The organism is Gluconacetobacter asukensis, assembly GCF_014174375.1.
Lineage (GTDB): Bacteria > Pseudomonadota > Alphaproteobacteria > Acetobacterales > Acetobacteraceae > Gluconacetobacter > Gluconacetobacter asukensis.
In genome coordinates, this window is the sequence record NZ_JABEQE010000009.1 from 49,755 (window position 1) to 61,928 (window position 12,174).

At 67.1% G+C, this 12,174-nt stretch carries 11 protein-coding genes; 3 read left to right on the forward strand and 8 right to left on the reverse strand.

From position 1 onward, the window contains the following. Positions 1-10 precede the first annotated feature (10 nt). On the forward strand, positions 11-148 hold the full coding sequence (locus HLH35_RS11485) for a hypothetical protein (RefSeq protein ID WP_182979266.1): 138 nt from the start codon (positions 11-13) through the stop codon (positions 146-148). A gap of 34 nt (positions 149-182) precedes the next feature. Here the strand turns inward: HLH35_RS11485 and HLH35_RS11490 are convergent, their stop codons facing one another. From HLH35_RS11490 to HLH35_RS11500, 3 genes are all read right to left on the reverse strand, one after another. After that, the gene (locus tag HLH35_RS11490) at positions 183-1,385 is read right to left on the reverse strand and encodes a transposase (protein WP_182979267.1); all 1,203 of its coding nucleotides are present in this window, start codon (positions 1,383-1,385) and stop codon (positions 183-185) included. Between the two features lie 355 nt (positions 1,386-1,740). Then, positions 1,741-2,400 (reverse strand): VC0807 family protein, encoded by a 660-nt coding sequence (locus tag HLH35_RS11495; protein ID WP_182979268.1) that lies wholly within the window; start codon positions 2,398-2,400, stop codon positions 1,741-1,743. After that, a complete protein-coding gene (locus tag HLH35_RS11500) occupies positions 2,397-3,842 on the reverse strand; it encodes an 8'-apo-carotenoid 13,14-cleaving dioxygenase (protein WP_182979269.1) in 1,446 nt (481 codons plus the stop codon). The genes HLH35_RS11495 and HLH35_RS11500 overlap by 4 nt, the downstream gene beginning before the upstream one ends. A gap of 28 nt (positions 3,843-3,870) precedes the next feature. On the opposite strand from HLH35_RS11500, the gene HLH35_RS11505 reads away from it, so the two are divergent. Then, the gene (locus HLH35_RS11505) at positions 3,871-4,443 is read left to right on the forward strand and encodes a TetR/AcrR family transcriptional regulator (RefSeq protein ID WP_220790645.1); all 573 of its coding nucleotides are present in this window, start codon (positions 3,871-3,873) and stop codon (positions 4,441-4,443) included. A gap of 48 nt (positions 4,444-4,491) precedes the next feature. Here HLH35_RS11505 and HLH35_RS11510 read toward each other — a convergent pair whose 3' ends face one another. Continuing rightward, positions 4,492-6,306, reverse strand: coding sequence for a peptidoglycan-binding domain-containing protein (locus tag HLH35_RS11510; RefSeq protein WP_182979271.1), 1,815 nt, complete (start codon positions 6,304-6,306; stop codon positions 4,492-4,494). A 50-nt stretch (positions 6,307-6,356) separates the two neighbouring features. Next, on the reverse strand, positions 6,357-8,081 hold the full coding sequence (locus HLH35_RS11515) for a hypothetical protein (protein ID WP_182979272.1): 1,725 nt from the start codon (positions 8,079-8,081) through the stop codon (positions 6,357-6,359). Between the two features lie 139 nt (positions 8,082-8,220). Between HLH35_RS11515 and HLH35_RS11520 the strand changes: the two genes are divergently transcribed. Next, the gene (locus tag HLH35_RS11520) at positions 8,221-9,306 is read left to right on the forward strand and encodes an NAD(P)H-dependent flavin oxidoreductase (RefSeq protein WP_182979273.1); all 1,086 of its coding nucleotides are present in this window, start codon (positions 8,221-8,223) and stop codon (positions 9,304-9,306) included. Between the two features lie 27 nt (positions 9,307-9,333). Here HLH35_RS11520 and HLH35_RS11525 read toward each other — a convergent pair whose 3' ends face one another. From HLH35_RS11525 to HLH35_RS11535, 3 genes are read right to left on the reverse strand one after another with little or no spacing between them, the layout of a single operon-like run. Then, a complete protein-coding gene (locus tag HLH35_RS11525; protein WP_246385038.1) occupies positions 9,334-10,539 on the reverse strand; it encodes a glutathionylspermidine synthase family protein in 1,206 nt (401 codons plus the stop codon). After that, a complete protein-coding gene (locus HLH35_RS11530) occupies positions 10,490-10,873 on the reverse strand; it encodes a hypothetical protein (RefSeq protein ID WP_182979274.1) in 384 nt (127 codons plus the stop codon). Before HLH35_RS11530 ends, HLH35_RS11525 begins: the two co-directional genes overlap by 50 nt. A gap of 43 nt (positions 10,874-10,916) precedes the next feature. Then, on the reverse strand, positions 10,917-12,173 hold the full coding sequence (locus HLH35_RS11535; RefSeq protein ID WP_182979275.1) for a toxic anion resistance protein: 1,257 nt from the start codon (positions 12,171-12,173) through the stop codon (positions 10,917-10,919). Position 12,174 lies beyond the last annotated feature (1 nt).

Below are 12,174 nucleotides of genomic sequence, written 5' to 3' on the forward strand. Positions count from 1 at the left end.
GAGGCCGGTGATGGATCAACCGCTTGCCCTGACGCAAGACGAGGCCCGCGAATGCGTGCGCCGCCATCGCGGCCGGGTCCTTGGTGTGGCCTTTACCCTGCTGGGACTGGCGGCCGTGTTTTACGGTCTGGCGCTGGTCCGCATGTGACGGGCCGCCTGTGCGTGAAGGCGGGCAGGGATGGTCAGGGACTGGTTTGTTCGGCCGTATCTGCTTTCAGATAGAGGAATGCCAGCGCCGCTTCGTCGTTGGGGAAATAGCCCCGCGCCTGGACAGCCCGGCCGAGCATCGCATTCAATGCCTTGATGGCGTGTGTGGTGGCCAGGAGCATCCGGCCCCAGGGGCTCTCTGCCGCGAAGGCGGTTTTCCCGGCCAGGGCGGCGCGGTCCTTCAACGCCATGAAATCCGGTAGATGGTGCAGCAGATGGTCGATCGAGGGGTGGACCCGCGCCTGCGGAAAGGCCGTGCGGACGGCATCCGGAAAGCCGTCGGGCTCGTCGACCACGGCCATCAGGATATCTTCCACGCCCCGGCGCTTCAGTGAGTCCATGATATGGCGGCCCAGTGCGGCGCCCTCATGCCGTTCGATCCATAGGCCGAGAAGATCCGTGGTGCCGTCGAGGCGCATGCCCAGCACGATATGCACCGGCTTGTCGCAGATGATGCTGTCGTCGCGGATTTTTACCCGCAGCGTGTCGAAGAAGATCGCGGGATAGAGTGCGTTCAGCCGGCGGCGCTGCCAGGCGGTGAGCGCATCGCGAAGCGGGCCTGTCATCCGGGCAGTCTGTTCCGGTGTGGGCGCGTTCTCGTCGATCTCGGGCGTATGGTCATGGATGTCGCGGCTGCCGGGGGGCGGCGCATACATTGCGGCAATCCGCTCATCGACGCCGGGAAATGGCTGCGCGTTGGGGGCCGTGGATGTGGGGTCAAGGACGTTCGTGAGATCGGGTAGCGTGTCCGCCGCTGTCTGGTCGGCGGTGGTCTGGGGCCTGTTGCCGGTGTGGTCGGTCGACTGGCCGTTCAGGATGGGCGTGCCCGGACCTTCTTTCAGGCCGGTATTGAGCAGACGGTCGATCAACGCCTTGTCCATATCGCTCGCCAAGGCCCAACTGTGGGTCATGTCCGGGGTCATGCGGTCGGTTTGCCCCTGCGTGTCGGTTCCTGGCATGCCGGCTGCCGGGTTGGTTCGATCGGGTGCTGACATCAGGGTGCGTTCATAGGCGCGTCCCCAGATTGCCGGATGGATGGTTTCCCCGCCGGCGCTCGCGACGAGAGAGGCCGCGTTCATGGCGGCCTGTGCGGCGGCGTCGGTGGCCGTAGGGAACTGGTCTGCCGGAATGGGCAGGGCAGCGGAGTCCGTGGCGTTCTCGAGGTTGGGCGCGGGCATGTCCGACAATGTGGCGGAAAGCAGAGCATCGGAGAGCGCCAGTGGATCGCCTGCTGTTTCGGCTGAGAGGATGGCCAGGGCTGTGATGGCTTCCGCCGACAGGGTGACGGTATCGCCGCCACCCGATGCCGACGCAGGATCGGAGCCGCTGTCGCCAGGGGGCTATGCGCCGGCGGTCTTTGACGTGTCGCTCTCGGCGCCCGGAAAGGAGAGGGGGGCCGAGTCAGGCTGTATGGCGTCGATCCTGATCATCGGGCTGTTCCCTCGATGGATGGGGGTGGGATCAGGCTCCGTTTCAAGGATTAGAGAATCGTTAAATCATGCTGAAACCCCGCCCGGGGACCGGATCGGCCGCTTATGTTGCGTTGGTGGTTGGGGCTCCGTCGCGGGTGACGTGCCGTGTCCGGTAGCGCCGGTAGAGGATGGTCCACAGGGCCAGGCCGCCCATTGTGGCGTAGCCGAGGATGGGGCCGACCATGAGATAGGTGCTGATCGGCAGGCTGTAGATGAGTGCGACCGAGATGGCGACGTTCGCCAGCAGGCCGCAGCCCCATACCAGCGTCATGACCATGATCGTGTGCCGTACGGGCGGGTCGTCGCGGCGTGCGTCGAAATCGGCAAGGGCCTGGGCGGATGTGCGGGTCATCGTGGCCCGGGCCAGCGGGTAGATCAGCGGCTTGCCGATCGCGGCCGAGAACAGGAAGGCCAGGCCGATCAGGAATGTCGCCATCTGTTCGCGCAGTTCCAGCAGCCGTGCCGAGCCGCCGCCGACGAATGCGAGCAGGGAGAGGGCAATGCCAGCCAGGGCGATGAGGGACAGCGCATCGATCCGGCGCCTGTAGACGAAGCCGCCGACACTCCACAGTAGCGGGGGCAGGGACGAGGCCAGCAGCGCATCGACATCGCCCCAGCCTGCGTGCATCCGGTCGTAGATCAGCACCGGGGCGGCGAAATTCACCGCCAGATCGAGCGCGAGGAGCGCGAGGCGGGGGGTGCTGCGGGGCAGGCTGTTCATTGCGCTTTGCCCCTGGCGATCCAGTTGCCGTGGAAGCCGGGCGGAACGCGGTGGGGCAGGCGGATGCTGGCAACCGGTGGCTCCTGAAACCGTCGGGCATCCAGGATGACGAGGTCGGTCGTCTCGGTCGCCATGTCGATGACGAAGCCGATCAGCCAGCCATGGCCTTCGGGACTGTCCGCGGTCTCTGGCACGAAGACGAATTCGCCGGGATGGTGGTTGGCGCCGAAATCATGGATTTGCCGTTCGCCGGTTGCGAGATCGTGCGCGTAGAGCGCCGTTGCGCCGAGAAAGCGGTTGGCGGGATCGGCCGGCAGGGCGAGGCTCCAGGCATGGCGGTAGGGTTGGCCGAAGAATCGTTCGTCCGGGCGGGGGAATTCCTGGGGGGCGGCGTCGAGCGTGCGGATGGCGACGGTGCGGCTGGCGGGGTCGATGGTCCAGCGTTCCAGCCCGCGCGACCGTGCATCCGGCCCCTGCGCGCCGTCGCCGAACATCGTGTCGTAGACACAGAGATCGAGGATCACCAGCCCGTCATCAATGTCATGGGCGTTGGCGACGTGGAAGGCGTATCCCGGTGCGACCGGGCACCAGATGATGTCCTCCTGCCGGCCTTGGCGCGGCATCAGCCCCACCCGTGCCTGATGGGCCGGGTTCCAGCGATAGGGGAAACCGTGGCCGGCGACCAGCGTCTTCATGGAAAAGGTGACGGGCAGGTCGAGGATGATCACGAAACGGTCGCTGATTGCGCAATCATGGATCATCGGGCCGTGTTTTACCGCAATCGGTTCCTCGCGGGTCACGCGGCCGGTTGCATCGACCACGACGTGGCGGATGGTGCCGGGATCGCGGCCCTCGTAACAGATAGCGTGCTGTTCGCCGGTTTTCGGATCGCGGTGGGGATGGGCGCTGAAGGAGCCTTGCAGCGAGCCGTCGAATGGATTGTAGCGCTGATCGTCGAGTGTTTCGCCGAGTTCGACCGGATAGCTGCCGGCCTCGACCAGTGCGAAGGTGCGGCCGCCGATATCGACGACATTGGTGTTCACCGTATCGAATGCGTGGCGCGGCCCCGGCGCGGGGGCGACGCCGCGCGCCTTGGCGACGGCGTTCGAGCGGATCCAGCGGTTGCGGTACCACAATGCGCGGCCATCCGCGATTGCGAGCCCATGGACCATGCCGTCGCCGATGAACCAGTGATAGGAGGCCGGGTCGGGTGCCACCGGGTTGGGGCCGATGCGCAGATAGCGCCCGTCGAGCCCGGCGGGGATCGTGCCGGTGACCGTCAGTTCGGTCAGAGTCCGTTCCTCGGTCATCGGTGTGTGCATGCCGGTCAGGAACGGGTTGCCATTCGCGGGCGGTGGCATGTGTTTGCGGTTGAATGCGGCCAGGGTCTCGATGCCCTTGGTCACTGTTCCGCGGATCAGCGTTTCGATCGGGCTTCCCATGTCGGCCTCCGATGTTTACGCTGTTAATATGAGTGAGAATGATAACAGCGTCAACTTAAAGAAGCGGTCCTATCATCATGGCGATCTGCGTGCGGCGCTGATTGCCGAGGGGCTGCGGTTGCTGGGAAAGCGGGATGTGGACGCGCTGTCGCTACGCGAGGTCGCGCGGGGCGTCGGGGTGAGCGCGACCTCGGTCTATCGCCATTTTCCGGACAAGGATGCGTTGCTGACCGCGTTGGCGCTGGAGGGACTGGCGCAACTCGGCGCGGCGCAGCGCGCGGCGGCCGAGGCGGCGGGTGGCGGTTCGGCCGGTTTCGCGGCGACGGGGCGCGCTTATGTGCGGTTCGCGCTGGCCAATCCGGCGCTGTTTCGCCTGATTTTCACCTCGCCCGTGCTGGAGCCCGCGAAGGCCGCCGGCACGCTGGATTCGGAAGCCTGGACGCTGTTGCAGGCCAATGCCGCGATGGTGGCGGCCCGGCAGGGGGGGGAGGCCGCCACCCGCGCCATCGAGGCCTGGGCCCTGGTCCATGGTCTGGCCATGCTGATGCTCGATGGCCAGATCCCGGCAGACGAGACGATTATCGAGAAGGTCATCGGGTAGGACCGATCGCCACGATGAGCCTTGGCGGGAAGGCCTGCGGGCGGCCGGTCAGGGGTTGCCTCCGCGCTTGCGGACGACGCGGATCGCTATCAGGGCCGCCAGGCCTGCGAGGATGATGGCGAAGACCAGCTTGATGGGGAGGCCGGACCCGCCCTGTGCCTGCGCCTGGGGCGTCTGCGGTGCGGTGGGGGCCTGGGGCGGCACGTTGGCCGTGGCCGCCATCGGTGGTGGTGGAGCCGATATTGCCGGGGTGGTTGCGGCCTGCGGCGGTGGAATCAGCATGGCCGCGTCATCGTCGGACAGGAAGCCGTCGGTCCTCGGGCGGTTGGCTGCCTGCTGCCAGGCGGTGATTGCGGCCCGCGTGGCCTCACCATAGACGCCGTCCACCACCGTATCGGCCGGCAGGAGGCCGAGTTCGGCCAGTTTTTTCTGGAGCGCGATGTGGCGATCCAGCGGGCGTTGGCTTTCCATGAGGGCGGCGCCGGAGAGCCGGACGCGATATTGGGCTGCCAGACGGTCCATGGCGTCGGCGTAACAGGCGGCGCCGTTGGGTGGGATAGCCTGCGCTTCGTCGCCGGGGGCGGGCAGGCCGCAGGATTGGTTGGCCGTGGTTTCGTCGAGGACGACCTGCTGCCTGAGGTCCTTCCATCCGTCCTGACCGACCTGATGGCGCAATGCGTAATAGACCTGGTCGAACATCAGTTCGTGCCGTGCGGCCTCGCTGTCCTGGCACAGCATGGTGGCCACGCCGTTGCCGGCCGGCGGAGGGGCGCAGGGGAAATCGGGATGGTACGGCCCGGACGGCGCGGAGCCGGCGCCCGTGGCGGGGCGGTCGGACAGGAGTGCGCGGGCCTGTGCGGCCGAGATATAATCATTGCGGGTCAGGAAGGCCGCCAGCCCCTGCGGGAAGGGAAGCGGGGTGCGATCGGCCTTGGAGCAATAGCGGCCGTTCGCGGTTTCCTCGGTGGATTTCAGGCTGCATGGCGATACGCCGAACCCGCTTTTCGTCGAATTCTGCGCACGCGGCAGCATATGGGCCCAGGCGACGGAAAGCTGGCCGAGGCGGGCGCGGGTGGCGACGTAATAGGCCAGATAGCCATTGGGCTCCGACCGGCCGGACGCCTCCCATTGCCGGGTCTGCTTTGCCAGATCCTCGACCAGATAGGAACGGTAGGCCGGATCGTCGCTGACATTGGTGAGTTCGCCGTCGTGATAGCGATAGAGGATCACGGGCGTGAAGGACCCGGCATGCGAGGCGAAGGTGTACAGAAAGGCCTGATCGTAGGTCACGATGACGGGATCATGCGCGCCCGGTACCGCGACGATGGCGGGCGGGCCGCCGCCATCCTGCATGCCAAGGTCGGCATGCACCCATTGCCCGTCCGGACCCCGGCCGAAGATGGAGGTGACCTCGCAGCAATGGGCGCCGCCCGTATAGGCCGAAACCATGATCTGGGGCACGGCCGAGGTGGCATCCAGCCTCTGGATGCTTACCCTCAGGTCCATGAAGCCCGCATCCTGCCCGTAGGGTGCCAGCGGAAAGGATGCCGGGCGTGCCTGCCCCTTGGCCCTGATGGACAATGTGGCGATGCGGCAGGTGGATGATGGATTGGGATCGGCCGGCTGCCATGCCATGGCGGCGCCGCATTGTGTTGAGGGTTTCAGCGTGATGGAGGCTGTCAGCCCGCCGGCGGCGAGATCGAGCCGGGCGCGGTCGCCGAGGCTTGCCTCTGCCAAAGCCGGCACGATGGTCGAAGCCGCGTGCGCCGGCCGGCCGCCGAGGGACAGTATGACAAGGGCGAGCAGGCCGGAGACGGCAAGTCGGTGTCCGGTTGCGGCATCGTGAAGAAATGGCTGGGACATCAAGCTGCTCTTTCCGATTGAGGGTTCCGGCGACGTTCTGCCTGGAAACGTCATTTCGGCTTTCGGCGGGCGCCTTTTCGCGCGGGTTTGCTGCCGGGTGGCCGGCGGGTCGGTTGCGGGGGCGGTGCCATGAGGTTCATGAGAAGGGCCATGATGTCTTCGTCGGCTCCGTCCGGCATGTCTTCGTCTATTGTGAACGAGGCGGCAAGCCGTGCCTCCAGTGTCTGGTCGATGATCGCCGCCATCACCGGTATGCGCCGGAGCGGGTCGCCCTGGCTGATTGCGCGTGCGGTCATCGCGAAGGAGGGGGCCTCAGGATCGCCCTGGTCCTTCAGGAGCAGCGCCGTCCGGGCGATGATGGAAGCCCAGAAATCCCGACGTGTTTCAAGCCAGGTCCATAATGCATGCGCGCGGGCCGTGCTGGTGGTCTCGGTTCCGTCGAATATGTCGTCATTATCCTCGATCCAGTTGGCGATCATGGGATAGGAAGGGGGCCAGTCCTCGCTCGCGGCAACGAGTGTCTCACGCTCCTCCGGATCGAGGGAGGCAAGGGCGTTTTCCGGATCGTACGCGCTCAACATTGCCTGGACGGAGGCGTCCTGCGTCGGGCGAAGAGATGTCAGGGCGCAGATCTCCGCGACATCGGCCAGGCCGGGCGCCGGATAGACGGCATTCTTACGCCCCTCCGCCAGGGCGAAGCTCAGGGCGGCCTGGATATAGTCCAGCGAGACGTCGCCCTCGCCGCCCAGGGCTGAAATCTGCTGCAGGAGGCCACGCTGCTCCGCCGCGTTGGCGCAGGGGACGACATAGGCGTCCTTTACGCCAAATCCCTGCTTGAGCAGGACCATGGCGATTGCCCGGGCCCGGCCTTTCTGAAGCGCGATCGCGAGGCTTTGCGCGCCCGCGCCGTCGATAGGGCTGGAAACGCATCCTACGATCCGGTGCGATGGCGGGGTGTCCCTGTCCTGGGAAATACCGGACCGGATGGCGTTCCTGATCAGGGCGTCCACGCGCTGCCGAACGGGGTCGTCGACGATCCAGCTTCTCAGAACCGCCAGGCGGCCGAGGGCCTGCGGACTGAGTCTGCCGGCGGCCAGACGATCGGTCAGGCCTTCGAGGGCGCCGCTCCGGACCTGTTCGGACGTATCGAGAAGCCAGGCGCAGGCCAGTTGTTCGAAGCGCGTGTCGGGATTCGCGGCGGCGACCTTGCACAACAGGAATCTGGCGTCAGGGGGGATGCCGGGCAGGATTTCGGCAAATGCCTGATGCAGGATCGAGGGATCGTCGCCGACATCGTTCAGGAGGCTTTCGGATATCTTTGCGAACGCGGCTTCGGGATTGGTTTCGTCCCCTGGGGGAAGTGAGGCCGTTTCCTGAAGGATGGCCTGCTCGTCGGGCGCCAGACCTGCCGGGACGGGAAGGCCGGCCCTGACATAGCATCGGGTTATCGCGATGTTGCCGCCCACCGTGACCGCCCCTTTCCGGGACAGGTCGACCAGATGGTGCGATACGGCATCGAGACACCGTTTGCCGAAACGCTGGCCGCCTTCCCGCGCCATGCGGGCCTGGTCGAGCGTCATCGTCAGGAGCGCACACAGTGCCTCGTCCGGATCGTCGCCGGCCGGTGTGGAGGCGATCTCCTGCGCAAGGGCCTGGACATTCCGTGGGTCGGTGGCAAGCGCGCGGGCTGATTCCGTCTGCATTTCGTGAAACAGGTGGTCCACACCCGGTGGTGGAGAGGAGGTGCGCGGCGGACCGGGTTTCCTGGTGGCCATACTGTTCCTTCAGGATCGCGAAGGGCAGGACGCCCCCGGATGGATCTGTTTTTCCGATATTGAACGAAAAACACTATGAATTGGTTCTGGGGCGGGTCAACTGTAACCGCCTGGTCCGGCGGTGGCGGGGGCGCGATTCATGTCGGGTTTCGATCGTATCGATCTGGCTTTTCCGCTGATCCAGGCGCCGATGGCTGGGGTTTCCACGCCGGTGCTGGCAGCTTCGGTCTCCGATGCCGGCGGTCTTGGGTCCATCGGTGTCGGCGGGGCCGATGCGGCTGGGGCACGTCGGATGATCGCGGAAATCCGGGAGCGGACCGATCGTCCGTTCAATGTGAACCTGTTCGTCCATCCGGCACCGCGCCGCGATCCGGCGCGGGAGGAGGCGTGGTGTGCGTGGCTTGCGCCCGTGTTCGCCACGTTCGATATGCCGGCGCCGGCATTATTGCGTGCGCCTTACAGGAGCTTTGCCGACGATCCGGAGATGCTGGACATGCTGCGGGTGGTTCGGCCGCCGGTGATCAGCTTCCATTTCGGGTTGCCCCCGGCGGATATCGTCGCGGTGCTGCGGGCGGCCGGGGCGGTGCTGCTGGCCACCGCGACCAGTGTGGAGGAAGCGCGCGCGGCCGAGGAGGCCGGCATGGACGCGATTATCGCGCAGGGGATCGAGGCCGGCGGTCATCGCGGGATGTTCGACCCTGCCGCGCCTGACGATGCGCTGGGCACCTTCGTGCTGACCCGCCTGCTGGCCCGGCAGTGTCGATGCCCGGTGATTGCCGCCGGCGGGATCATGGATGGGGCGGGCATTGCGGCCGCGCTCGATCTGGGCGCCGTTGCCGCCCAGATGGGGACGGCTTTTATCCTGTGTCCGGAATCCGCTGCCGATGCGGCCTATCGCGCGGCGCTGATGGGGCCGGCGGCCTTTCATACGCGGCTGACCAGCCTGATTTCCGGCCGCCCGGCGCGGGCGCTGGTGAACCGTTTCACCGCCCTGGGCGACGGGGGCAACGTGCCGGTTCCGCCGGATTATCCCGTGGCCTACGATGCGGGCAAGGCGCTTAATGCCGCCGCCAAAGCGTGTGGAGAAGCCGGGTTCGGTGCCCAATGGGCCGGGCAGGGGGCGCCCATGGCGCGATCCATGCCAGCGGCGCAACTGGTCGCCTGTCTGCGGGACGAACTTGCGGCTGCCCGTGCGGAGGCAAAGGCTTTGCCGGATCGGCGGTAGCGGTTCACCCGACGGGCGTCGCGCATTCTATGTGACGAGCAGGTGGGGCACGATGGGTGAGACATGGCGGATGACGGTGTCGGCACTTTCGCGCACCGTCAGCCCGGCGAAATGGCTGCCGACGATCCAGGCCCCGATGGAGGCGGTGACGCCGTCTATGCGGTGATCGGCATAATGCTGATAGATGCGGGGATAATCGCCATAGGTGCCGGGTTCCAGCGCCAGCGTTTCCGTGCCGGAGACGATGCGGACATTTTCGCCGCCGCGTGCGTGGATGGGCTTTTCGACGTAGCGCTCCATGCCGTCCGGCGTCCAGGCGGCAGGCAGAAGGAGCGGATGGCCGGGATGGCGCTGCCATAGCGCGGGCAGGAGCGCCTTGTTGGAGAGAAGGGCCGCCCAGGGCGGATTGAGAAACCGGCAGCCGCATTGGCGCAGATGGCGGGCGCCCGCATCGCGGAACATCAACTCCCACGGATACATGCGGATCATGGAGCGGATGATGCGGCCGCGATGCAGCAATTGTCCGTCGGTGCTGATTTCGAGATCGCGCAATTCGCAATGCACCGCCTCGAGCCCGGCCTGCCGCGCCCAGTCGGCATAGTAGCGGGCATGGACCGCGTCCTCTCGATTGTCGGGGTAGGGAACGACATGGACGATATCGTCCACGCGGCCCTGGGCGCGGAGGGCCATCAGGTGGTTGACCAGTGCGGCTTCGCTGAGGGCGCGGTCGGCTTCGGCGGGATGGGTCGCGCGCCGCCATGCGGCCTGCATGCGCGTGCTTTCCGGCAGGGTGGCGGGCGTATCGGCGTTATATTCGATCAGTTTCGGCTGCCCGTCCTGCCATGCGAAATCGAAGCGGCCGATCAGGAAGGCATCGCGGCGTTCCCAGGAGTCGCGCACCACCGGCTGCATGGCCTCGGGAATGCGGAATGCGTCCAGGCCGCGCCGTGTGCGGACGGCCTCGTCCACCAGGTCGAGGCACATTCGGTGCAGACTCTCGGCCGCGCGGCGCAGGGTTTCGGCGGCGACCGGCGTGATGGCGTAACAGACGTCTTCACGCCAGGCGAAGCTGCCGTCATCGTTGCGGTAATAAGTGTAGCCGATGGCGTCGGCCTGGCCGGGCCAATCGGCGCGGGGGGTGGACGCAATGCGCGTGATGCCGGAGGCCATGGGGAAAAGACGGTTATTCGCCGCCGCCCCCATGGCCGGCGGCGCTGGCGCCGAAACCGGCATGGCCTGCTGATTCCGCCTCGCCGCTGCTGCCGCCCGCGCGCGGGGCGTCGTCGTTATCGCTGCCGCGGCTGCTGGTGGGGATGAAGAAGGCTCCCCCGCCGGAAGCATGGTATGAGTGGTGCTGCTGGTGATCGCAATCCTGCGGCTTGCGGCCCTGCGGATCGTCCGGCCGGGTGCCGGCTGCTGCCGTGGGCTGGCCTTGCGCGGCGGGAGCATCCTGACGGCAGGCCTGGTCGTCCGCCAGGTGACGTGCGTCGATCAGGAACGCTGTCGCGCCGGCCGCCCCCATCGCTCCTGCGGCTGCCACAAGAATGATTGTCCTGGGTTTGGTCATTGAAAAGGTCCTGACAACAGGTGCCGCTCCGTCACGGGTGCACTCATTCCGGCGCCACGGTGCGGGTGGCGAGCGTGCGCATGCCGTCGGAGATCCGGTCGCGCAACTGGCGCAGCTGCGCTTCCTGCTTGCGGGTGCGCTCGACGGCCAGGCGGTCGTTCTCCGCCATTTCGGCCAGGGCCTGCGTCACCTTGTCGGCCGCCTGGGACAGGGCTTCGATCTGGCGCGGATCGACCCCGCGCTGGGCGGCCGTGGTGCGGGCGGCTTCCAGCGCGCCGTCGGCCACCAGGCCCAGCACCTGGCGATCGGCCTCGTTGAGCTTGTCGCGGGCGGCGGCGGCATGGCGATTGTCGACCTGCCCGACGGCGACGGCGCAGGCGGCCTTGAGGTTGGGAATGGTCTTGGTCAGGGCCGAATGCAGGGCCACGATCCGGGCCTCGGCGGCCTCGCGCGTGCTCTTGAGCATCGGCACGGTCAGGGCCGCGCGCATCAGGCCCTCGCGCTGTTCGGCGAGGTGCCCCGCGAAATTGGCCAGCCGGCCGCGCAGTTCCATGACCTCGGCCGCATCCACCGGGTCGTTGGTGGCCAGCGCGTGCCGTCGCAGGCTCTCGGCCTCCTGCTGTCCACGTTCCAGGGCCAGTTGGCCGGCGGCGATGTCGATGTTCAGTTCGCGCACCGCGTGCCGCAGGGCCTGGTACATCGATTCGAAATTCTCGATATTGCGCTTCAGGTCCGCGATGGTGGTGCGGGCCTTCGCTTCCTGCTGGTCCATCAGGGTGGTGAAACGCTTGCGGTTTTCGGCGAAGCCGGACAGCGCGTCCTTCGCTCCGCCGACCAGGCCGCCGATGCGGGCCAGCAGGCCGCCGGGCCGCGCGCCCTCGCCGCTGGCGATCTTGCGCAGGTCGCCGATGCGCAGGATCTTCACCCCGTCCAGGACCGAGGCCGCGATGTCGCCCACGGCGTCGGACTGGCCCAGGGTGCGGCCGGCCAGCATGCGGTCGGCGATGTCCGCAAGCTGGGTCAGCGCGCCGGTACCATGTTCGAGCAGGGTGTTGAGATCGTGGAAATTCACCATGTCCGCGCGCCGATGGGCCTCGGCGACCATATCGGGGGGCAGCCTGTCCAGTTCCACCAGCCGGGCGAACGTTGCCATCGGCTGGTGCAGCGGGCCTTCCGAAGCCGCTGCGGGCGGGGGTGCCGATGGTTCGGCGGGCAGGGCGGGCGGTGTGGGTTCGTCCTCGGCATACAGGGCGCTGAGGTCGAGGGGCTTGTCCTTGTCGGCGTCGTGTTCCGGCGGCATT